Below are 24,028 nucleotides of genomic sequence, written 5' to 3' on the forward strand. Positions count from 1 at the left end.
ATTTTCTGTATAAATTAAAATCTTTTTAATAAATGAGACTTTAGAACTATGAATACAGAAGTGTGAATTCCCGAAATAATCTTATATGATTCTTTCGTCGTAAGTCCAGAAGATGATATTGCATATGAAAGCAAATGCATAAACGAATAGTTATCTAATTCATAAAATGAAGGGTAAAACGACAAACATTCTTCCGTACTACGACGATGGAGCGGTAAATTACAAGGGGAGTGTACAAATATGCAAAGCAAGCGGGGGTTTCATTTTATTAAGATCATCAGCTGTCTGGTCCTGATTGCGGGTGTCACGTTCTCATCCAAGACCATTGCACAGGGTTCTGTAGAAAGTTATGAATCGATCCATGGCAACGTGGAAGGACCAATTAGAGCGACTTGGGTATGGGATACCACTCAGATCGAGAAAAATCCACAAGAGGTGCTGAAATTTGCCGTGGATCATGATATCAACACGGTCTATCTGCAGATCAATCGCGATGTGAAGATACCCTACTATACAGATTTCATTCGTAAGGCCAGAGCTTATAATATCGCTGTCGATGTGATGGATGGAAGAGCGGCTTGGGGGCTAACCGAAAGCAGAGAGCAAATTGCAAGTTTCCTCGACTGGATTGAAGCCTATCAGGATTCCGTAGAACCTGACGAGAAATTTGCCGGCATTCATCTTGATATTGAACCGCATGTGCATCCGGAGTGGAAAACCAATCAGGCCAGCGTCATTACCCAGTGGCAAGGGAATGTTCAATACATCGTTGACCGCGCTGCCCTGATGAATATGCCTGTGGCAGCAGATTTGCCTTTCTGGCTGGATAACTACAAGATTTCAGGTTCAACGATGGCTGTGAGCAGCTGGATGATCCGCCAATTTGATGCGATCACGATTATGGCATACCGCGATACGGCTGCAGCAATCTATGACGTGGCCAAGAACGAGCTTGCAGAGGCTTCCCAGCTGGGCAAAACGATCTCTATTGCCGTAGAGACGAAGCAGAGCAAGGAAGGCGACTTCATTACATTTTATGAAGAAGGTTCAGTGTACATGGAATCTCAACTGAAGCTGGTGGAGAAGTTGGCGGGAGAGCACTCCTCATTTAAGGGATTCTCTATTCATGAATATACTTCCTGGAAAACGCTGAAAGAATAAATGCTCTACTAGGCATAGCAAAAAAATAAAAGGTGCTTGCAGCAGAATTGCTGTAGGCACCTTTTTTGCTTCATATAAGTGCAGGCTCCATAGCCACCTTTTCATAAAACATTTTCCGATACTGCGAGGGGGTGGTGTTTTTGTGTTTTTTGAATGTGGTGATGAAATAGCTCAGATGTTCAAAGCCAACATCCATGGCAATATCCACGATTTTGTGATCCGTGTTCTCGAGCTGGTAACAGGCTTGCTGCACACGGTAGTAGTTAATATAGTCGACAGGACTTTTTTGTACCATCTGCTTGAAAAAGCGACAAAAGTGTCCTTCACTCATATTGGCCTCATCGGCCAGCTCTTTCAGCTTCAGCGGCTCAGGATAGCGCTTGTGAATGTAGCCAAGGACGGATTTGAGTCGCTCCACTTTGTCATGGCTGCCTGTCGGGACGGTACCTTTCACAGGTGCAGGGCGCATGTGTTCAAACATACGAGCGAAAATGAGATACAGGTAGGCTTTGGTTGTCATCTCACAGGTTTCAGAACCGTTCGCATGATCGGCAAAAATACGCTGCAGATGGAGCAGGATCTCACGGCCCCAGTCATCCTCCGGCTTCATATGAAATGGAGGGATAAGTGTCTTATGAACGAGCGGTCTGATAAACTTCTCTTGTACGGCATCGAAGGTGCGGCTGCCCAGCAGCTCCGGACTGAACACGATGGAGGAAAAAACGCAGGGAAGGTCGCTTTTCAAATAGCCAGCATGAATTTCGCCGCGGTTAACAAAAATCGCCTCGCCCGCTTTCACCTCTACGGTATTCATGTCAATCTGGAACACGGCACTGCCTTGAGTGACCATCGTAAATTCCATCTCGTCGTGCCAGTGGCAATCCAGAATGCTGTCTCCGTTAAGCTGTTCAATATCCGGATAAACACTGACGGGATACATTGCATTACCGTGGATTCGGTCCTCCCGTAATCGTTCGCGTTCCATAGAAGGTCCTCCTTTATGGTATCATTATTAATGTAATCGTTTCCATAGATTGGTGATCTTGTTCAATAATCGGACAGGAAATATCAAAATCGTGATATATTTGGTCAAAATATCGGAAGAAAACCATGTTTAATATCAATATTATTATAGTATAACCGAAGGGGGAAAGAAAACATGAAATTTACTGATGGATTCTGGATGACTCGTGAAGGATACCACATTCAAAACCCGACTGACATTCGTGATATTGTGCAAAAAGGGGATTCGTTGACCGTATATGCGGCAACTAAATATATTCGTACCAAAGGTGATACGTTGAACGGTACCTTGCTGAAAGCAACGTACAGCTCACCTATGCCTAACGTTATTCGTGTAACCTTGAATCACCATAAAGGAAGAGTGAAAAAGAGTCCTGAATTTGAACTCAACTATCAAGACGTGAATGTTGACATCACGCAAGATGAACAAGGAGCTGTTTTGAAAAGCGGCAATCTTGAAGTTCAAATCGACAAAACCAAAGGTTGGGACGTCAGCTTCCTGTATGAAGGAAAACGGATTACAGGCAGTGGTCAGAGAGCGGCTGGTTATATTACAGGTCCGAGTAAAGAAGCATACTTCCGCGAGCAGCTTGATCTTGGCGTTGGTGAATACGTTTACGGTCTGGGCGAGCGCTTCACACCATTTGTTAAGAATGGTCAAGTCGTTGACACATGGAATGAGGACGGCGGTACAAGCAGCGAGCAGTCCTACAAGAACATTCCTTTCTATTTGTCCAGCAAAGGATATGGTGTATTCGTAAACCATCCTGAACGTGTATCATATGAAATTGCATCTGAAAATGTATCTAAAGTGCAGTTCAGTGTTGAAGGCGAGACTTTGGAATACTTCATTATCGGCGGTGACAATCCGAAGGATGTACTTGATAACTATACGAAATTAACAGGTAAACCAGCGCTTCCACCGGCATGGACGTTTGGTCTGTGGCTGACAACATCATTTACAACCGATTATGATGAAGCAACCGTTAACCATTTCGTGGACGGCATGGCTGAACGTGATCTTCCACTTTCCGTATTCCACTTTGACTGCTTCTGGATGAAGGAATATCAATGGTCTGATTTCGTATGGGATGAAGCGATGTTCCCGGATCCGGAAGGCATGATTCGCCGTTTGAAAGACAAAGGTCTTAAAATATGTGCTTGGATTAACCCATATATTGCAGAAAAATCCTACTTGTTTGATGAAGGTATGGAGAACGGTTATCTGGTAAAAACAGCTGATGGCAGCGTGTGGCAGTGGGATATGTGGCAAGCAGGTATGGCTCTGGTTGATTTCACGAATCCGGATGCTGTTAAATGGTATAAGAGTAAGCTGGAAGTACTGCTTGATCAAGGTGTAGATTCATTCAAGACGGACTTCGGCGAAAGAATTCCGACGGATGTTGTATACTTTGACGGCTCTGATCCGGTTAAAATGCATAACTACTATACACATCTCTATAACAAAGCTGTATTTGAATTGCTTGAAGAGAAAATTGGCAAGAACGAAGCTGCCCTGTTCGCCCGTTCGGCAACAGCAGGTGGTCAACAGTTCCCGGTTCACTGGGGCGGAGACTGCTCTTCTACTTATGAATCGATGGCTGAATCGCTTCGCGGCGGCCTGTCACTCGGACTTTCCGGTTTCGGCTTCTGGAGTCATGATATCAGTGGATTTGAAAATACAGCGACACCTGACGTATACAAACGCTGGGTACAATTCGGTCTGTTGTCTTCCCACAGCCGTCTTCACGGAAGTACCTCGTATCGTGTGCCTTGGCTGTTTGACGAAGAATCCGTGGACGTTGTTCGTGACTTCACCAAACTTAAAAACAGCCTGATGCCGTACCTCTATAATTCTGCTCAGGAATCGACTGTGAAAGGTATCCCGATGATGCGCGCCATGGTGCTGGACTTCCCAGAGGATCCTGCAACATACAGCCTGGATACGCAGTACATGTTCGGGGATTCGATTCTTGTAGCGCCGATCTTTAATAAGGAAGGCGATGTAACTTACTACTTGCCAGAAGGAACATGGACAAACTTCCTGACAGGCAATAAAGTACAAGGCGGCCGTTTTGTACGTGAGAATCACAACTTCCGCACATTGCCAATGATGATCAAACCAAACAGTTTGATTGCAGTGGGTGCAACCAATAGCAAACCGGATTATGATTTTGCAAATGAAGTTTCCCTGCACTTGTTCGAGCTCGCTGATGGCAACACGGCGCAAGCGGTTGTTGTGAACCAACAGGCTGAGCAGGAACTGGTTGTAAACGTAACGCGTAATGGATCTGTTCTGGAGGTACGCGCTGAAGGTGCAGGCAAGCCATGGAATATGGTGCTTCGCGGCATCGAAAGTGTATCCAGTGTCGAGGGTGGATCCCAGACAGCTGGTGAACAAGGAATCGTAGTAACTGCAGCAGCAGGCGTAAGCTCGCTCACGATTCAATTGTAATTTGCAAGTATGACTTAGAGGACGGTACCGCAAGGTGCCGTTCTGTTTGTCTACAGCGGAGGCAAGCAGAAGTAGCTGCAGCCAGCAAGCCATAGTGTGATTGAGGATAGTCAGTAATAGATAGGAGAATAAAAGAAATTGAGTACCATTACCACAGGCTTACACCGGGCTATTCCAACCGAGATATTATATCAATTGGTTGAGAAGAATTTTGGAACCGCTACCAAAGTGAAAAGGTACTCCCTTTTGCAGGGCGGACTTTTCAATACAACTTACCGGGTACTGCTGGAGCATGCTGCTTATTCAGATGTGATTTTGCGTTTGGCTCCAGAAAGAATAGATCCGCAAGCGGAGAAAGCCAGTGATCCGTTGTTTTCCTTTGAACGCACGATGATGACAGCAGAACCGGTTGTTTATGATTATTATCAGAAGGCAGGCATTCCGGCTCCCCATGTCATTGTGTGTGATAACAGCGGTTCGATCATTTCGAGAACTTATATGTTTATGGAGTTTATTCCTAGCAAGCAGCTGAATCACCCTTCGATCTCGTTACCCGAAAAGGATAAGCTCTACCGCGAGCTGGGCAAATATACTGCCGCCATGCATCAGATTCAGGGTGAATCCTTCGGCTGGCCACAAGGAGACGGTACCATCCAAGGATCGGATCGTTGGTCCGAGGTACTGATGGCCTTTGCTGAAGAAACAGCGTGGAAAGCCGAGCAGGTTGGATATATGCCGGGTGCCCGCGAACAGATTACGAGCATATTCCGGGATCACAGCGAATTATTTGATGAGGTGACCGTTCCTGTACTTGTCCATAACGATCTGTGGGAATCAAACGTGTTGATTCATGAGGATAAGGATGCTTTGAACATTGCCGCCATCATTGATGGAGATCGGTCCATGTTTGCCGACAGGGAGTTTGAAGCCATTCTGTCCACAGCACCGCCTGCATTTCACGAGGGTTACGGTCAAGCTCTGGATATGTCTGATCAGGGACTGGCACGCCGGCTGGCCTATAGAATATTGTCCTCTTATTTTAATGCTTACGTTCATGAATATCAGGTTGACCAGCCGCATGACGGACAGAAGTTTTGTCAACGTACGTTGGACCTCATCGAACAATGGAAGATGATGATTGAACCATACCAATAACTAGGAGGCGTAAGTATGAAGGAATATGAACAATACCCCATGTGGGATGCAGCTTTGCCACTCGAACAGAGACTTGATGACCTGATTAAACGTTTGACGATAGAAGAGAAGATCAGTCTGATTCCTACACGTGAAGCAGCTGTCCCGCGGCTGGGGATTCCTGCATACAATGTTGGAGGAGAAGCTGCCCATGGGGTGGCTTGGAAAGGGGAAGCAACCGTTTTTCCGCAGCCTCTCGGACTCTCAAGCACATGGAATACGACACTCATGCGTGAAATTGGTTCCGTCATTGGGGATGAGGCCAGAGCCTACCACCATCGCGAACCTGAACGCCACGGCTTGACCCTGTGGGCACCAACCGTTGATCTGGAGCGTGACCCGCGTTGGGGTAGAACGGAAGAAGGGTACGGTGAAGACCCTGTACTCACAGGAGAGATGTCAGCAGCTCTCGTGCAAGGCATGCAGGGCAATCATTCATTTTATTTGAAAATGGTAGCTACGTTGAAACACTTTTTCGCCAACAATAACGAGAAGGACCGGTTGAATTGTTCATCCAGCATAAATCCGCGAAACTTGCGCGAGTACTATCTTAAAGCATTCGAGACACCGTTTGTTGAGGGTGGTGCCTTGTCCATGATGACAGCCTATAATTCCATCAACGGCACGCCAGCGATAGAAAGTCCTTATGTGAACGATGTGGTTAAGGGTGAATGGGCTATGCCCGGTTTTATCGTTTGTGACGGGGGAGACCTCTCGCAAACCGTAAACTATCATGGATACCATGCAACGCATGCCGAATCTGCGGCAGGTGCCTTGAAGGCAGGTGTGGATTGTCTGACCGATGAAGTGGATCTGGTGGTAGCTGCATTGCAAGAGGCCCTTGATCGAGATTTGCTGAAGGAAGAGGATCTGGACCGGGCTATTCGCAACATTTTTGGTGTTCGCATGCGTCTTGGACAACTGGACCGCTCGGGTCTTAATCCATACGCGTCTATACCGGAGTCTGTCCTGTGTGCGCCGGAACATGCCAAATTAAGTTATCGAGCTGCGGCAGAGTCTATTGTATTGTTGAAAAATGACGGGTTGCTCCCATTAAAGTCGGATGCACTTCGCAAGGTAAGCGTGATTGGACCTCTCGCGGATGCAGTATTCACCGATTGGTATAGCGGTACGCTGCCATATCGAATTACCGTATTAGATGGTTTACGGAACAGATTGACTGATGCAGAGATCCTCTATGAAGACGGGAATGATCGAATCAGTCTCCAGACACAGGAAGGGCAGGTATTATCGATCGGAGATGAAGGAACCGTTGTAGCCGTTCCGGAAGGCAGTGCGGAGAAGGCTGTGTTCGTTCATCAGGATTGGGGATGGGGAAGTCATACGCTGCGAAGGGTGAAGAATAATCGCTATATTACGTTAACCGAACAAGGCAAGTATCAGGCGATTGCACCAGAGATCGGGGGATGGTTTGTTAAGGAAGTTGTGCAATTTGATCCCGAGATCGATAACAGCACCTTATTGCGGACGTGGAATGGTCTTCCTTTAGGACTTGCTAAATATCAGGACAAGCATGTTTTGGCACCCGTTGCAGATCCATCAGAAGGTGGAGCCGCAGCAGCGAAAGCAAATGACTTGGTGATTGGAGCGAAGGAGCCAGTACAACTGGTGAAGCATGTCGAGATTGATGGTATCAAGCGAGCAGCAGCTTCTGCAAAAGTCAGTGATCTATCTGTAGTCGTTGTCGGCAACAGTCCCTATATTAACGGCAAGGAAGAAATTGATCGGCCTGGTCTTACGCTTCCGTCTGAGCAAGTCCGCCTGGTCAAGGAGGTTTGCAAGGCAAATCCGAATACCGTAGTCGTCATTGTGGGAAGTTATCCATTTGCACTTCAGGAACTGAAGGACATAGCTCCAGCCATTGTATATTTGACCCATGCAGGACAAGAACTGGGTCATGCGGTTGCGGATGTGCTGCTTGGCACATATGCTCCGGCAGGTAGACTGAATATGACCTGGTATGAGGATGAGTCACAGCTTCCTGATATCATGGACTACGATATTATTAATAACGGTACGACATATATGTACCATGAAGGTTCCGTCCTATATCCATTTGGACATGGTTTGACTTATTCTTCATTCGAATACAATGCAATTGACGCTCAGCGGATTAAGGGAGTATCCGGAGCTGATGTATTGAAAGTTGAAGTGCAGGTTCGAAATGCGGGAGAAGTTGCAAGTGATGAAGTAGTGCAGATCTATGGACGTCCGCAGACATCCCGAGTGAAGCGGCCGTTGAAGCAATTAATTGGCTTTAAGCGTATCCATCTTACACCTGGCGAAGTGCAGACCGTAGCTTTTGAAATTCCTGTTCAAAAGCTTGCCTTCTGGGATGTCACACGTGACCGATATTGCGTGGAGACAGCGACCTGGTCCATCATGGCTGGACGCTCCTCGGAAGATATTCGCCAGACAGCCGATATGAAGATTGAAGGGGAAGTTATACCTGCCCGCCAATTGGACTTGCCAACATTTGCAGAGAATTTTGATGAGTATACAGGTGTGCTCCTGGACGAGTGCTTGGAAGGACGATCAGCAGTTCGGGCGGTTGTTCCTGGAGAACCACTGTATAAGGAAGATCAGCTGTCCTGGATTGCTTTCCTGAATAACGGAACACAAGGAGCGCATACATTTGAAGCACGGGTAGCTGCTTTTGGAAAAGGTGGCGAGCTGCAGATACGTTCTGGAGGGCCAGATGGGCCGCTCCTTGGAACATGTCCCGTGCCCATGAATGGTTCTGTATCCACACCGGGCCAAGATCGCTCTGACATCCAGTGGACAACGGTCCAATGTCCACTTCAACCTGAGCAGGAACTGGAGCGTTTAACTATTGTGTTCCAAGGTGGCGCTGCCATTCAGCAGTTCAGATTAAAATGTTAATCATTGCTGCGGAGTGAAAAAGATGTTCCAATACGATCAATGATACACATGGACCGTTCCGGTTGTACAAACCGGAACGGTTTTTTTATCATGCTGTAACTGAACTTTTTTACATATCCCGTATAATCAATTGGCGAACGAACCACACTAACATTGTTGTTTTCCGATCTCGTAAAGGTGGTTAAGGCATGAAAGATAAAAAGTGGGACCTCGTCGCACTTGCTTCCATCCCGGTAATTATGACGTTGGGTAACTCCATGCTGATTCCGATCCTTCCGCAAATTGAGCGTGAACTGAAAGTATCGTCTTTCAAGGTCAGCATGCTTATCACGGTATACGCAGTGGTTGCCATACTGCTTATTCCGATTGCAGGGTATCTGTCTGATCGGTTTGGACGTAAAGCGGTTATCATCCCCAGCCTTATCATTGCTGCAGCTGGGGGTGCGGTAGCAGGCGGAGCTGCATTAATGCTCAACGGAAGCATAGCGTATTGGACCATCCTTGGCGGAAGGCTTCTGCAAGGGATAGGTGCCGCTGGAGCTTTTCCCATCGTTATACCCCTTGTTGGTGACATGTTTGACGACGAAAAGCAGGTCAGCAAAAGTTTGGGTATCATCGAAACATCCAATACGTTCGGTAAAGTCATAAGTCCCATCTTGGGTGCTGCACTGGCCGTTTGGCTGTGGTACCTGCCTTTTATGGCCATACCGGTGCTCTGTTTGCTTTCCCTGGTACTCGTTATTTTTCTGGTGAAAACGCCGAAGAAAAAAGAGAAGCCACCGACCTTCTCCGAGTTTGTCTCATCCGTTCGTACAGTGCTAAAAGAAAAAGGCCGCTGGTTATATTCACTTTTTGCCATCGGTGGAATTTGCATGTTTGTTATTTTTGGCGTGCTTTTTTATTTGTCGGAGACGCTGGAGTCTGAATACCAGCTGAAAGGTGTTCTTAAAGGTCTGGTGCTTGCGATTCCGCTTGCGGCCCTGTGCTTGTCATCTTTCCTCGCAGGTAAATGGATTGGCAAGAGCAAGGTTCGCATGAAGTGGGTGGGTTTTACGGGACTTGTGATACTGACCGGATCTTTGATCATTATGGGGCTCTGGGATAACATCTATCTGGTGGTTGGATTGTTCACTTTAGGTAGTGTAGGGATTGGTGCCACGCTTCCATGTCTTGATGCACTCATTACTGAAGGCGTTGACAAAGCGCAGCGCGGTACGATTACAGCCTTGTTCAGCAGTATGCGTTTTATTGGCGTTTCTTTGGGTCCACCGATCGTATCCCTTCTCCTTGGTACATCGCATTTTATTCTTTTTATTGTAATCGCAGCTACTGGAGCGGTAGGTGGCCTGCTCACATTATTTGCGGTTAAGCCTGAAAAAGGAAAACAGCCCAGCTCGGGGGAAGCCCCTAACAAGTTGGAGCAGTCTGCAGAGACGAATCATGTACCTAGACGGGTACCCGTTAGGCGAAAGAAAAGTCCATTTTAAATGAACTGCGTTAATGCGTAGACACAAAAACGCGCTTGCTGGTGAGAACATCATTCTCAGCCGGCAAACGCGTTTTTTATTTATGACGAAAATTTTTTATTTTTCAGCGGATGTGGTGGAACTGGACTCTTTGGAGTCTGAATCCGTGCCCGATATATGTGTATGGGCAAGTAACGGATGGACGGTGACTGCGAAAGTTCCACTTCGTTTACCTTGGATAAGATAGATCAGCAAGAACACAATCATGAAGATGACGGAATACCGGTACATGTCCGTGTAGCTTGTCATCGAGGCGATAGCACCAAGCAGCAGAGCACCCGTAGCGATCCCCAAATCAAGTGTATTCAAGAACATGCCATTTGCCATCCCTCGCTGGGTTGGAGCTACAATCTGAATCATCCAGGTCTGCAGTGACGATTGCATGGAACCATATCCAATGCCGTATATAAATGCTGCGACAAATAAAATCGGCATGGACGTTGCAAAAGAAAGGATAGTCAGTCCGATCGCCACAAAAATCGCTCCAGGAATAAGCAGCGCTTTGGGTCCCTTGCTGTCATACAATCTGCCTGCAAACGGTCTGACTAGCAGTACAGCTAACGCGTTAAACAAGAAAAATAAAGCAGGGTTGGCCAGATTGGCCTCTTTGCCATATAACACAATGAATCCGACAAGTCCACCATAGGTGATCGATAACAAACAATTCAGCACACTGGGCAAGATTAATTTTCGATTAAAAGGAATTTTCTCCTTCGTTCCGGAAACGTTCGCTGCGGGCCCAGCTGAAGTTTGAGGTGAACCAGCATGTGACCGTGCAGCTTTCTTACGTGTTAATGAATAACTGAGTGGATAGATGACGACGATCACGGCCGCTGTACACAGCATAAGTGTTACGAATCCTGAACCCTGCAGCAGCGTAACCCCGATAATGGGACCCATAGACATGGCAAGACTGGTAGATAACCCGAAATAGCCCATACCTTCTCCCATACGTTTAACCGGAATGATGTCAGATGCCATGGTTGGGAACGCAGTACTGCTCATTCCGAAACCAACACCAAAAATCATGCGCAGCAGCAGCAGAACAGCTATACCGGCAGCAAAATAATACCCGAGCGTAGCAAGAAGGGCTACGGACAGGCCGATGTAGATCATGGCATTGCGTAGGCCTTTTTCGAGTGCTTTGGCTGAGTATAGGCGAGCAGCAATTGCACTAAGTGCAAACAGACAGGTGAATAAGCTGACTTCAAAAGCATTCGCGTGGAATCGTTCCTGTACGTAGGAAGGAAGAGGAGAAACAATCATATGCAGCTGTAGGAAAAGAAGGAAGTTACAGAGCATGAGCAAAATAAAATCGGTGGTCCAAAGTTTAACCTGTGTAGAACGGTCTTTCATATGAATTCATTCCCCCTTGAGATGTTCGGTTCATTACAAGTTGCGATTGATGAGGGAAAGAGTATGTTTAAATGCTTCCATCTGGTCTTCGGGTATACCTTCAGCAAGTTCTTTATTCATTTCTCTTTCAATGGGAACCAGAATATCGATCAACGCTTTTCCTTCCGCAGTCAGATAGAGGAGATAAGCTCTGCGATCCTGTTCACTGGTCCGACGTTCAACCCATCCCTTTTTCTCGAGTAGATCAATAATGCGTGCAGTGGTGGGTTGATCCTTCAGAACGCGACTCGCAACTTCCTTTTGGTTCACGCCTTCTCCCTTATCGATATTGAACAGAACAGAGAATTGCTCGGTTGTTATATCGTAAGGTTTAAAACGGGTCGCGAGTAAAGCAGCGGCTTTGCGATATGTGAAGCCCAGCATAAATCCGACAGATTGCTCTAGCGAATAGTCCATACGAACGAAGTTCCTCACTTTCCTATAAATCATCTTCAAACGAATTACTTGTTATAACAACTATATGTGATGCAACCAATTTTGTCAAAGCAAATTGGAATAAACCACTTTCAAATTGGATTGTGCGAAGATAGAGTATCCTGATAGAATGGAAGTGAACTGCATAGGTGGAAAGTTAAGGATGTCATCTTGGAATACCGAAGGTTATTCTGCTCCATTCGATGTGTGGAGCTAACAAGGAGAGCTGAGTATGCTGAAAAACATTCCTGCAATAATTTCTCCAGAACTGCTTAAGATTATGTCCGAGATGGGGCATGGGGACGAATTGGTGCTTGCAGATGGCAATTTCCCTGCAGCCAGCCATGCCAGGCATCTCATCCGTTGTGATGCGCTGGGAACCGTAGAGTTACTGGAGGCCATTTTGAGGTTGTATCCACTTGATACGTATGCAGAACGGCCTGCAGCCGTCATGCAGGTTGTAGAGGGGGATCAGGTTGTTCCGATCATATGGGAGGATTACCGCAGGCTGATCTTGGAGCATGAAGGCATCACAGACGCCTTCGACCAAGAAGAACGATTTTCGTTCTATGAGAGGGCTTCTCGTGCCTATGCCATCGTTGCTACCGGTGAGCGTGCCCAGTATGCCAATCTCATCTTGAAAAAAGGGGTCATTTTCCCTGATGTAAATCCTGATCCGCAAAATCAACGTATGGAATTAAAGTGATTTTCATTGATGCATTTAGACGATAGGCATGGCGATGGAGCTGCTTAAGCTCTGTTCGCCTTTTTTATTTTTAGGCCACGAAGCCAATGTACAGCCACATACACAATGGGCATCGATTCAATGGTCAAGGTAAATACAGGTACCGCATAGGAACGGATAGCGAGTTCATAGGAGGCGGCGTCTTTTGCATATTGAAGCACCATGGCTGCGGCTGTTCCACCAAGCAAATAAACGAAGGATTTCTGCCGTTCAACGCCAAACAATCTGGAAAGGCATACCGAGGCGACATACAGAAGAAAAGAGCTGCGGGTAAACATGGTCGTGGACCAGATGGCAATCAAGACAGGATCCAGATTATCCAGAAAGTCTCCATAACGGGCGAATCGGATCATCTCCAGCAAAGGATAACGCAGGCTTGCAGCTACATATGGCCCAAAATTCATGATCGTGAACATCCAAAAGAAAATGATGAATATAACGACGGTGGCTCCAGCAAAAAACATACTCTTGAGCAGGGGGCGCCGGAATACGATTGCAGGTGCAAGAAACAGGAATAACATCCACTCCGAAAACCACGGCATGGTTGAGAGGGAGCCGAACAGGATTTCGGACGGGTCATGGTGGGTCAGCATAGACATTAATATTCCCGGGTTTCCACCGCCTCCTACAGTCGGTATCAGAAAGGTTGAGGTGATTAGCTGTACGACAAAAATACCTTCTGACATAAACACAATCGTGATTAATCCGGAACGAGCGGACAGACAAACACACAATATGGTTATACCTGCCGTTAACCAGATCGGCGTTTCGGGAAGGTACATCGATTGAAGAAACACAAGAAAGTTTTCCACATCGATAGATAGCAAGTAAATACACAGCATGGCGATCAGCCCAACATAAATTTGGTGCACATATTTGCCGACAATTTTGTCTCCAAATGAAATCCAGGGCTTATCCGGATGAAGTGAGCCCAACTTGTAAGTAGACAGAAGAAAGATCAGGCTAATGGTGAATCCTCCAATGGTGGACAGCCAGCCCTGATACCCGCTCATTTTAAATAATCGCTGTAAGAGAAAGGCGACTGGCTCTGAATACAGGTAAACAAACATGAAGCGATAGGCTTGTCCGGCAGTGAGATGGTTCAAGGGAATCCCCTCCTTATTGGGATATTCGGTCAGCCCAGCCAAAGGCCTGAAGGATCATGTCGTTGGGAGTTGGCCATCCAGGCCAGCTCACCGCCAGTGTATTCCATATGAGATAGCAAAACAGCAAGACGAAGTAACCGGCTTTCATTTTCTTATTGCTGGAGCGAATCGAAGACCAGTCCAAGAAGTAAAGTCCTGCAAATAGTAGTACCGCTATCATGATATCCTCCTGGGCAGTTGGACGGTAAACAGCTTTCAATCTGGTTAGAAGCTGGACTCCGATCCTACGAATTGAATATTGATGTCAGTAGTGACCTGGTACTGCAAATCGTTCTTCACATAATTGATCCACTTTGGCCGAAGCGTTTTCCACATTTCAGGATATCGCCATTCCAGTCTGTATCCGAGTCTCAGAATATCAGCCCCTTTGTTCTTTCCAGTCTGGATTGCACTTCTCAGCTGAGCGCTTACTTTTTCGCCGGCGGCCTGCTCAATATCCCTCACTGCCACGATATCTTTTGCTTTAAGCACAGGAATGACCGAGTTGAGTTCAGCCTTCCCCTTCAGTTTAATGTCGAAAATCGGCTCACCTCGTTCTAATCGAACGTGAACGACCGAATGCATGTCATAGATCGTCATGCTTGCTTTTTCTTTTTTTGTTTTGACGGATATGCTCAAGGAGTCGAGGTTTCGCTCTGCCCAGGCAACCGCACGGGCTTCCTCGTCAGAGAGCGAGGCAACCATTTTCATTTGTTTGAACAGTGCACCGCCAGATTGGCTCACCCACTTTTTTAACTCGCCTTCTTCACTTGCCATATGACGTTGATGGACAGTCAAGATTGGGGATGCAAATCCCTGATTCATTTTATCTGCTGCAAAGACGTTAAGCACCTGAGTCTTTAACAGGTTTTCTTCTGTGGAAAACTCACGCAGCACGTCACTAGGAGTTTCTTCAAACACAGGCGTAAGGTCGGAGACATCCTTGGCTTTGCCTTTGGCAACCATGATGTAGCTGCTTAGGTGAAACAGGGGTTCACGTGCTATCCATGCCAGCGTATCTTGAATCCCTTCCTTGGCATAGGCTTCGCCAAAAACGACCACCCGTGTATGACCCCAAGAGATTTTGCGCGTTAAATCGGTCTGTATTCTTTCCAGTGCATCTGCTATCGTCGGTGCGTTGGCAGAAACGATGGCATAAGGGGATTTACTTGATCCGCCGCCATCGGGTGCAAGCCGATTGGGAAGAGGCATGCTGAGCGTTAACTCAATATCGCCTGGCTTCTCGCCCTTGTCGATGTACATGGCTGTGATGAAGGTTCTCTCGTTGATCTCTACTTTGGACCAGCATCCGGTGCAAAGGACGAAGCAAAGTAATACCAGTCCACTCTTAACACACATATGGCGGGCACTCATGGTGTCTTTTGCCTCGTTTCATTATCCGCAGCGTAGGCTTTGGTTCTTTTTTTCATCCCAAACCAGGGAACCCGTACAAAAGTATCTTTGAAATCCCGAAGCACCAGTGGGGCAAACGGCTGCATGTAAGGAACGCCAAAAGAACGCAGGCTTACCATATACCAGTAAATCAGATAGATGGAAATGACCACACCGAATAATCCTAACGTTCCACCCATGAGTAGAACCGGAAAACGAAGCAGCCGAAAGGCAAGGCCCAGCTCGAAGTGTGGGATAATGAACGCGGCAATGCCTGTAATGGATACAACGATGACCAGCGGAGCAGAGACGATACCCGCTTGTACGGCGGCTTGGCCAATAACGATTCCTCCGATAATGGAAACGGTTTGGCCTAAAGGTTTTGGGATCCGTATGCCTGCTTCGCGCAATCCTTCGAAGGTAATTTCCATGATGATGGCTTCAATTAATGCCGGAAAAGGGATGTTCTCCCTTGCGGCAGCAATTGTAATCAGCAGATTGGTCGGTATGATTTCCGGGTGAAAGGTCGTCACGGCAACATAAATGGAAGGCAGTAAAAAGGCGATAATCGAAAAAAGCAGCCGGATGATCCGAATGAACGAAGCAGAATGAAAGCGCTGGTAGTAATCTTCCGAAGACTGCATCAAGGAAAAGAAGGTAACGGGAAGAAGCAGGGAGAAAGGTGTCCCGTCCTGCATCACTCCGATGCGTCCCTCTACCAAAGCAGCAGCGACAGTATCCGGCCTTTCGGTGTACTGATATTGCGGAAAAGGAGAGAGGGGATGATCTTCCAAAAACTCGGACAGATAGCTAACTCCCAAACTGCTGTCCATGTCAATTTCGCCAAGACTTTTCAACACATTTTCAAGAATATCCCGTTTGCATAGTCCTTCGATGTATACGACATAAACTTCTGTTTTGGTGTATTTGCCGATGGTGAACTTGACTAATTTGAAGTCAGGATGTTTGATTTTGTGTCGAAGCAGCGACATGTTTACATTAATATCCTCTATAAAGGCTTCTTGAGGACCGACGACGACAACCTCATTTGTGGATTCTGGAACAGAGCGTTTTTGATAATCTTGTACGGAAAAGGAAAGCATGCCTGATAAGCCCTCCAGATACAAGGCTGCTTTACCTGAAACAATGTCGTCAACCAACTGTTCTACGGAATCGGAACGGTTGGATTCCAGTGAGAAAAACTCGCCGCTGATGACATGTGATAAAAAGAGAGGCTCCACTACATGATGTGATACCTTTTCGAGCAGCGGTTTGATAATGGCTTCTCGCATTGTCACTGTATCTACAATGGACTGAATATAAATGAGAACACCGCCCACCGGGCCTAATTGCAAAGGTTGATAGACGATATCGGAGATTCCGGTAAGGCGCCGTTTGAGCTGATCGAGAATTGTCTCCGTGTCCATAATAAGCACTCCTTTAACTGCGACTTCGAATAAGTCCAGGCTTAAGAGTATAGTTTGCATAGGTTGACTTAAATTATTCTTCTTAGACAACGATTGCAAACTTTGATGCACTTGATGAATGGTAGATGGTTGTGATTGCCTTAAAATAAATAGAGTATATAAAAAATCATTCCGTGGTTAAGGGAGGAAGAAACAAATGATGTACCAGATTCGACGGGCAGGGTTTGATGATGCCCAGCAAATAGGTGAATTATTTAACCAGTACAGAATGTTTTACAACCAGGTTTCTGATACGGAGAGGGCCATTAAGTACATTCAGGAGCGTTTGAGCAAGGATGAATCTGTGATATGGATGGCAGAATCGGATTCCAAAACGGAACCTGGTCCAGGAAATATTGCCGGGTTTGTTCAGTTGTATCCAAGCTTCAGTTCAGTGTCCATGGGGTCCATATGGGTGCTAAACGATTTATTTGTACATAAGGACCACCGCAAGCAAGGTATAGCTCGCAAGTTGATACAGGCTGCACATACCTTCGCTAGCGAGACAGGGGCGATTCGAATAACCTTATCCACAGCGATTAACAATACACAGGCACAGGCATTATATGAATCAGAGGGGTATGCGAAAGACGATCACTTCCTGTATTATGAACGTAATGTGTGACTAACCTGGAATAGGTATACTCGAAGTAGAGATAGATCAGGGAGGGATGAACGCAAAATGATGCAGTGGATCGCCATGATCACGATGCTGATCGATCATATAGGGGCTGTCTTTTATCCGCAGGTTGAGGAACTGAGGATCATTGGGCGGATTGCTTTTCCCATATATGCATTTGCTGTCTATATCGGGTATAAGCATACACGTAATGTACAAAAATACATCTGGCGTCTTTTTTGGATCGCTGTGCTCTCCCAAGTCCCTTTCATGGCGGCATTTAATCACTTGTCATTAAACGTCGTATGGACCCTGTGGTGGTCCCTGCTGGTTTTGCTGGTACTGGACAAACTGCCGAACCGATTACTGGGTATCCCGATTGTTGTTGGGGCAGGCATAATTATGGAGATAACGGCCATGGATTATGGCATGTATGGACTGCTGCTAGTACTGTTATTCCGGTACTTCCAGGGACCCGTACTGGTGCTGGGGCATGTTTTGTTAACGGCTCTTTATATCCAGCTCTACAGCAGTTCAGTCCAAATGTACAGCGTAGTGGCTACGTTGGGCATAGCCATTGCGCAGTATTACGGTGCAGGTTTTCGTTTGAAAGGACCAAGGTGGATCTGGCGTTATTTTTACCCGGCTCATCTTGCCATTATTGCTATAATACGCTGGACATAAAACAAACAAGCCACCTGGCTGTCAGAAGTGACGACCAGGTGGCTTGTTTGTTTTTTTATAAATGAATCGTTCTACTCCGCAATATGAGATGTGGAAGAGTCAAGCTGCGGCTGACTAGCAGCAGGGAAATATCCAATGTTAACGGCATATTGCAGCATGCTGGAGATGAATGAGTCATCTGCTTTTGCACAGTGAATTCCGGCTGGCTCTACATACGCTGTTGTTACCGGGCAGGCATAAACGTAGGCTGAATCCTTCGCACCGTCACCTTCCAATTGGGCAATGGCGAGCTGCAGGGCCTCTGGATCCTTGCTGATGGATGAATCGAATAACCAGCTGGTATATTCATCAAAAGGCAGCGTTTCGACTTCATATCCCGCACGATTGATGGAAGCAATCAAACGATCGTAACGGATCGACTCGGGATTACAAATGTGGAATACCCGTCCAGCCGTGTCATCACGCAGAGCCAAATGCACGATAGCCTGGCTTGCATAATCGATCGGTGTGAAATCAACCAACCATTCGGCAGCAGGAGCTTTGCCGAGAAGGAGCATCGCTTTGATCATCCGGTAGAAGGCATTGCTGTCGATGTTGGACTGGAAGCGTCCCGTTTCCGAATGACATGTCAGGTTACCCGCACGGTAGATACTTACCGGTACACCTTCCTCTGCTGCAATCATCAGTACTTTCTCCGCTTCAAGTTTGCTGTCAGAGTACAGGTTCTCTACATGCAGATCTGCCGGAAAACGGTCATACTGAAGGGATGATTCCCATTGTCCACTGAGCGCGAGATCTTCCGGTATGCCCATGGTCGAGACATGATGGAAGGAAGCGCCGGGTTTGCTGCGAACCAGATTCAGCAGGGCTACCGTACCCTCTACATTGGTTTTGGCAAACTGTTCAGCATCTCCAAAGTGTCTTACGTCTGCCGCACAGTGAATGACACGATCAATCCGGGCTTGTACCTTACTGGTTTGCTCAGCGGTTAAACCGAGGTTAGGCTTCTCCAGATCTCCCTCGATAATCTCGACACGTGAAGCGAGAAGTGCACTGATCTCAGGCCCGAAATATCCCTCCATAACCTTGCTTAAACGCTGCATGGCTGTGTTACCGTCAGACGGACGACGAACTAGCGTATGGATTGTCACATCCGAATGAAGAAGGAGCTGCTGCAGCACATGTGAACCAAGGTAACCTGTAGCGCCTGTTAGCAGAACATGCTCCGGCTTAAGAATCTCAGGGTAGCCCAGTTGGGATGCCAATTCGACCGGATGCTCTGCCAGTTGCGTCATTACGCCAGTGTGCTCACCGGATGGGGCAGTTTGCTCAGTAATCTGCGCAAGTGACTGTACCCGAAGTGCCAGGGAACGAATGGTTTTCTCTGCAAAGAAGTCGGCAATCTTCAGCTGTGGATAGTGCGGCTTCAGAATAACCAGGACATGGATTACTCGTAAGGAGTCGCCACCGATCGTAAAGAAGCTGTCTTCGATTCCAAAGTCGCTGTGTCCGAGAATTTCTTTCCACGCATTGAATATAATCGCCTCGGTCTCTGTCTCAGGCATGATCCGATTCGGCCGATTCTCATGTCTTTCCTCGTTTGGTAGAGATACCATCGCTTTCCGGTGAATTTTGCCTGTAGGTGCGATAGGCATTTCATCAAGCTGACAGATCCATTTCGGTACAAAATAGGATGGAAGCTTGTCTGCCAGTTGGGCTTTGATATGATCTACCGATAGAGTGGTGCCATCCTTGGAAGTGAAATATCCCACAAGCATGTTCTGGCCGTCCGATTCTTTCTTGGGAATGACCACAGCATCCTGAATCCCTTCAAGGCGAGCAAAATGATCCTCAATCTCACCAATTTCAATCCGATGACCCCGGATCTTCAACTGTGAATCACTACGTCCGACGTATTCCAGCAAACCGGTATCAAGCAGCTTGGCAATATCACCGGATTTGTAGATTTTTTCATCGAGTGCAAAAGGATTATCAATGAAGGCTTGTTCTGTACGTTCTGGTTGATTCAAGTATCCTTTCGCCAGTGCAGGGGTAGCAATATATACTTCACCAGGCACGCCTACAGGACAGAGCTGCTGCTCTTCATTGACGATATACACTTTGTAGTTATGAATCGGTTTACCAATCGGAATGTTAGCCACATGCTCCGGTACCTGTTCACTGATCCGGTGTGTCGTTGTCGCCACCGTACATTCGGTAGGCCCGTACACATTGACGATATCAATCTGGTTACCAAATTTGCGCTGGAAGGCGCGAACCTGTTCTCCGTAGAGGGCTTCGCCCGCAACGGTAATAATTTTAACCTTGGCCAGCTTATGGAACCCTTCGTCTGACAGATAGGATGCAAGCTGGTTAAAGAAGATCGTAGGCAGGATCGTAATAATCGTTGTGCCTGTGCGCTCGATTGCCGTGGCGAACTCCTCTACAGATACACGTTCCTCGGCAGATAACAGGTACAATTCCGCTCCATAGAACAGTGCACCAATCGTATCCCAGACGGAAGCATCGAAGCTGTATGTAGCAAACTGAGTCAAAACGTCCCCGGCTTGAATGTCACAATCGCGCTGCACGACACTTCCAAGGTTGACAACCCCGCGATGGGCAACGAGTGCGCCTTTGGGTTTGCCTGTGGATCCGGAGGTGTAGATGATGTAAGCGAGATCGTCTGCCTGAATATCCAGATTAGGATTACTTGCTGCAAATCCGGCCAGGCGTCCATCCACAGCCAGAATTTGACGTACGGTAGGAATACCCGAGAATAACCGTGAAGCTTCCGCTAGAGAGGACTCCTTGGTTAAAACAAAAGAAGAAGCCGTATCTTCCACGATATAACTATTGCGCTCCTGTGGATGTTCAGGGTCAATCGGAACGTAAACACCGCCTGCCTTCAGAATGCCGAGCAGGGAAATGATCGTTTCCAGACTGCGTTCCATGAAGATGCTGACGAACTCACCCTTTTGCAGGCCGTTGGATAACAGTACGCGTGCGACTTGATTGGCACGTTCGTTCAATTCTCTGTAGCTATACCGGCCGAATGGGGACGTGATTGCGGGCGAATCGGGATACTCGGCAGCCGTAGCTTCAAACCAGCCATGAATGGTCTGATGCTCAGGTTCAGTCACACAGGTATCATTCATCTCGCGGTACAACGTCCGGTCAGAGGCGGACAAAATATCGACGGAGCCAATGGCCACGTCTTCATCCCGAAGCATGGAGAGAAGCAGGGTTTGATAGTACTCAGCGTATCTCAGCACGGTTGCTTCTTTCAGAAGGGAAGCATCAAAGAACAAGTCGAGAGTGTATACATTCTGCTCCTCGCGGATACTCCAATTGAGCACCTGCGGAGCCTGAGGAAGCTGAACACTATTAAACATAAACAAGGTTTCCGGGTAAGCACCCGGCTGCATCGAATCTTCTTTTTCTTGCAAAAGGGTAATTTGACGAATTAGCTCACGGAAGCTCATCTTGCCATGCACCTGCAGCAGCAGAACTGATGCAGAACGATCCGGATCAAGCGTGCCAATGCCTAATTCCTGTTCTCCTGATAACCGGAACAACAAGGCAGCATATGCCGACAGGAGCGCGTTATAAATCGACGTTGAGCCATATTTCTGAGTGAGTTCACGGCTCTGTGTTGGCTGCAGCTGTATATGAGCTGATTCATACGAAAATGATTGTTGACGGCGCCCAAAATCCAGTGGAATCTGGAGAACTGGCAACTCAGATTCCACTGTCTGGGAAGATGAAGAGTGATGATCGATCACGTCTATTTTCCTCCTTAATTATAACGTTCGTTTCGTTTTATCGTTGTTGTTTAGGACTTGCTTACATTAAAGTGAGAGATCAATTCCTGTAATTCCTCGGACATGCTGTTCAAACGGGTGGAGGAATCAACAAGGGTAGACAGGGAAGCCTTCTGGTCATCGACGGAAGCGGCAATACGCTCACTGCTTTCTGCTGTTTTGCTAACGCTGGCAGACAGATCATCTGCGGTAGCAGTCATTTCCTCAGTACTTGCAGAGATTTCTTCTGTAGCACTGGAAACTTCCTGAATCTGATTCGATACTTTCTTCGCAGCTTCCAGAATATCTTCAAACAGCTTTCCTGTCTGATCTGCAACGTCAAGTCCGGTATCGACTTCTGCCGTACCTTTTTCCATTGCGCGGACAGCTTGTTTAATCTCGGTTTGAATCTCGTCAATCAATACGGCGATCTGGCTTGTGGATTGTTCGGATTGTTCCGCAAGCTTACGAACTTCACCAGCAACAACGGCAAATCCTCGGCCCTCTTCACCAACACGAGCTGCCTCAATGGATGCATTCAACGCAAGCAGGTTGGTTTGGCTGGAAATGCCGGAGATGATGTTCAGGATATCTCCGATTTCCTGTGACCGACTCTCCAGAACCTGGATTGCTGAAGCCGTATTCTTCACGGATTCCGTAATGAGTGTCATTTGCTGAGACACTTGGCGTACAACCGTGTTACCCTGTTGGGAACGGCGTTCCATTTCATAAGCTTCATCTGCTACATTAGCGGAACTGCTGGCAATCGTTTGAATGACAGTCGCCATTTCGGCCATGGCACGGGCACTATCGAGACTCGCCTGTTCCTGTCCACGGATGTTGGAAGTGATTTGCGTTACATTGCTGTTGATGGAATCGGCGTTCTCGCTGTTTTTCTCAGATACCTCATACAGCTCTTTGGCAGATTGGTTAACCTCTTGAGAGGTGACTTGCACTTTAACGATTGTGTCATTGATTTTGCGAACCATCGTGTTGAACTTTTCGTTTACAAGTCCGAGGTCGTCTTTACCTGTCGGAATATTGACATTCAAATTACCCCGGCTAACGTCATCGATACCTTTGATCAGGTGACGAATTGGGGATAGCGTATTTTTAACTACTAAGTATTGAATAATCAGGAACAACAGAAGGAAAGCAACCAGAATGATGATACCGTTTTTAAGCAGTGTTTTCAGTCCGGCAGGAACTGCTGTTGCATCTGCGTCGACTGCAAAGTAAGAGAAGATTTTGCCGTTGCTATCCTTGATCGGATAAGCGATGGTTGTCCATGTGCCAAAATCATCTGAATAGAAAGTCGTAAAGGTTGGACGGTCCGTATTAAGCATTTCTTTTAGTGCATTAGCTACAACAACAGGTTGTTCATACATGTCGCCAATATTAACATTATCGCTCTGGAATGATTCTCTCAGATTGGTCGGCATGGCTACGAGGGAAGTTTCTCTTTTCGTATCTCCGCCTAGCTCTACACCAAAGATATAAGCTTGGGCGATATTCGGGTAGTACTGATGCATTTCATCGAAATAAGCACGCAACTGGGTTTGCACTTTTCCATCATAGCTGCCTTCCGCAATAGCTGCCTCTACATCGGCTGGGTTGATTCCCTCTGCCCACTTTTTAGTGATTTGTTCTACTTGTCCATGCAGCTGGTCTACGAGAACCGTCTTTTGGAAGTAATAGCTGCTCGCAATAAGTGCAACCCCGATAATAATGATGTTGGTGAATGAAAGTAATAAGTTTTTCGAGAAAAAGGACATGCTTTTCCAACTAAGTGATTTCACTAAATTCCACTCCTGATCTTCTTGTAATTAACAAACCTTTTATTTGCTTGCATGAATGCAGCCAATCAAGTCATTTGTTGATCCCCCTCCAGAGCTTATGTATGCGACCATGGTCTTGGGTTCGCGGTCTTAATGCAGAGACTTTTGTACCTCATAATCCATAGGTGTCTAATTATTAAAACACATCTATACTTAATATGTCGTATGAAATGTGGTTAAATTGAATAGTTTCGTTAAAACTTTTTTAATAATTTACATATTTGCGGACAAACCACTTATTAC

17 protein-coding genes are annotated in these 24,028 nt (G+C 46.8%); 8 read left to right on the forward strand and 9 right to left on the reverse strand.

What is annotated here, in order from left to right:
- The first annotated feature begins 240 nt into the window (after positions 1-240).
- Positions 241-1,161: a hypothetical protein gene (locus tag AC3WQ3_RS27830; RefSeq protein ID WP_492474274.1), complete on the forward strand. Its 921-nt coding sequence runs from the start codon at positions 241-243 to the stop codon at positions 1,159-1,161.
- 70 nt (positions 1,162-1,231) lie between these two features.
- Here AC3WQ3_RS27830 and AC3WQ3_RS27835 read toward each other — a convergent pair whose 3' ends face one another.
- The gene (locus AC3WQ3_RS27835; RefSeq protein WP_127536348.1) at positions 1,232-2,146 is read right to left on the reverse strand and encodes a helix-turn-helix domain-containing protein; all 915 of its coding nucleotides are present in this window, start codon (positions 2,144-2,146) and stop codon (positions 1,232-1,234) included.
- Between the two features lie 174 nt (positions 2,147-2,320).
- Between AC3WQ3_RS27835 and yicI the strand changes: the two genes are divergently transcribed.
- The 4 genes from yicI to bcbE all read left to right on the forward strand — a co-directional run bounded on the left by yicI (position 2,321) and on the right by bcbE (position 10,224).
- On the forward strand, positions 2,321-4,639 hold the full coding sequence (yicI, locus tag AC3WQ3_RS27840; RefSeq protein WP_492474275.1) for an alpha-xylosidase: 2,319 nt from the start codon (positions 2,321-2,323) through the stop codon (positions 4,637-4,639).
- A gap of 138 nt (positions 4,640-4,777) precedes the next feature.
- Positions 4,778-5,794 (forward strand): phosphotransferase family protein, encoded by a 1,017-nt coding sequence (locus AC3WQ3_RS27845; RefSeq protein WP_492474276.1) that lies wholly within the window; start codon positions 4,778-4,780, stop codon positions 5,792-5,794.
- 15 nt (positions 5,795-5,809) lie between these two features.
- Complete coding sequence (locus tag AC3WQ3_RS27850) at positions 5,810-8,737, forward strand: glycoside hydrolase family 3 C-terminal domain-containing protein (protein WP_492474277.1); 2,928 nt, start codon at positions 5,810-5,812, stop codon at positions 8,735-8,737.
- 188 nt (positions 8,738-8,925) lie between these two features.
- Positions 8,926-10,224 (forward strand): bacillibactin exporter BcbE, encoded by a 1,299-nt coding sequence (gene bcbE / locus AC3WQ3_RS27855; RefSeq protein WP_492474278.1) that lies wholly within the window; start codon positions 8,926-8,928, stop codon positions 10,222-10,224.
- A gap of 96 nt (positions 10,225-10,320) precedes the next feature.
- Here bcbE and AC3WQ3_RS27860 read toward each other — a convergent pair whose 3' ends face one another.
- Both AC3WQ3_RS27860 and AC3WQ3_RS27865 read right to left on the reverse strand, forming a co-directional pair.
- Entirely contained in the window at positions 10,321-11,619 is a 1,299-nt protein-coding gene (locus AC3WQ3_RS27860) for an MFS transporter (RefSeq protein WP_127536341.1), read from the reverse strand.
- A gap of 33 nt (positions 11,620-11,652) precedes the next feature.
- Positions 11,653-12,075: a MarR family winged helix-turn-helix transcriptional regulator gene (locus AC3WQ3_RS27865; RefSeq protein ID WP_095358757.1), complete on the reverse strand. Its 423-nt coding sequence runs from the start codon at positions 12,073-12,075 to the stop codon at positions 11,653-11,655.
- A gap of 250 nt (positions 12,076-12,325) precedes the next feature.
- Here AC3WQ3_RS27865 and fucU point away from each other — a divergent pair, with 250 nt between their 5' ends.
- Positions 12,326-12,799 carry an L-fucose mutarotase gene (gene fucU / locus AC3WQ3_RS27870; protein WP_127536339.1) on the forward strand — a complete coding sequence of 158 codons (474 nt, stop codon included), beginning with the start codon at positions 12,326-12,328 and terminating at the stop codon, positions 12,797-12,799.
- Positions 12,800-12,843: 44 nt separating this feature from the next.
- On the opposite strand, the gene AC3WQ3_RS27875 is transcribed toward fucU, so the two are convergent.
- Genes AC3WQ3_RS27875 through AC3WQ3_RS27890 form a run of 4 tightly spaced genes read right to left on the reverse strand, consistent with a single transcriptional unit; the run spans position 12,844 to position 16,802 of the window.
- Positions 12,844-13,944 (reverse strand): GerAB/ArcD/ProY family transporter, encoded by a 1,101-nt coding sequence (locus tag AC3WQ3_RS27875; RefSeq protein ID WP_492474279.1) that lies wholly within the window; start codon positions 13,942-13,944, stop codon positions 12,844-12,846.
- A 13-nt stretch (positions 13,945-13,957) separates the two neighbouring features.
- Positions 13,958-14,164 carry a hypothetical protein gene (locus tag AC3WQ3_RS27880; RefSeq protein ID WP_492474280.1) on the reverse strand — a complete coding sequence of 69 codons (207 nt, stop codon included), beginning with the start codon at positions 14,162-14,164 and terminating at the stop codon, positions 13,958-13,960.
- 44 nt (positions 14,165-14,208) lie between these two features.
- Complete coding sequence (locus tag AC3WQ3_RS27885) at positions 14,209-15,357, reverse strand: Ger(x)C family spore germination protein (RefSeq protein WP_336779574.1); 1,149 nt, start codon at positions 15,355-15,357, stop codon at positions 14,209-14,211.
- Positions 15,354-16,802 (reverse strand): spore germination protein, encoded by a 1,449-nt coding sequence (locus AC3WQ3_RS27890; protein WP_492474281.1) that lies wholly within the window; start codon positions 16,800-16,802, stop codon positions 15,354-15,356. The genes AC3WQ3_RS27885 and AC3WQ3_RS27890 overlap by 4 nt, the downstream gene beginning before the upstream one ends.
- Before the next feature lie 196 nt (positions 16,803-16,998).
- Between AC3WQ3_RS27890 and AC3WQ3_RS27895 the strand changes: the two genes are divergently transcribed.
- Both AC3WQ3_RS27895 and AC3WQ3_RS27900 read left to right on the forward strand, forming a co-directional pair.
- Positions 16,999-17,466 (forward strand): GNAT family N-acetyltransferase, encoded by a 468-nt coding sequence (locus tag AC3WQ3_RS27895; RefSeq protein WP_492474282.1) that lies wholly within the window; start codon positions 16,999-17,001, stop codon positions 17,464-17,466.
- A gap of 57 nt (positions 17,467-17,523) precedes the next feature.
- Positions 17,524-18,144 (forward strand): TraX family protein, encoded by a 621-nt coding sequence (locus AC3WQ3_RS27900; RefSeq protein ID WP_492474283.1) that lies wholly within the window; start codon positions 17,524-17,526, stop codon positions 18,142-18,144.
- 71 nt (positions 18,145-18,215) lie between these two features.
- On the opposite strand, the gene AC3WQ3_RS27905 is transcribed toward AC3WQ3_RS27900, so the two are convergent.
- Positions 18,216-21,929 (reverse strand): non-ribosomal peptide synthetase family protein, encoded by a 3,714-nt coding sequence (locus tag AC3WQ3_RS27905; RefSeq protein ID WP_492474284.1) that lies wholly within the window; start codon positions 21,927-21,929, stop codon positions 18,216-18,218.
- Positions 21,930-21,979: 50 nt separating this feature from the next.
- Positions 21,980-23,722 carry a methyl-accepting chemotaxis protein gene (locus AC3WQ3_RS27910; RefSeq protein WP_336780219.1) on the reverse strand — a complete coding sequence of 581 codons (1,743 nt, stop codon included), beginning with the start codon at positions 23,720-23,722 and terminating at the stop codon, positions 21,980-21,982.
- Between the last annotated feature and the right edge of the window lie 306 nt (positions 23,723-24,028).

The organism is Paenibacillus sp. FW104-T2, from assembly GCF_058789975.1.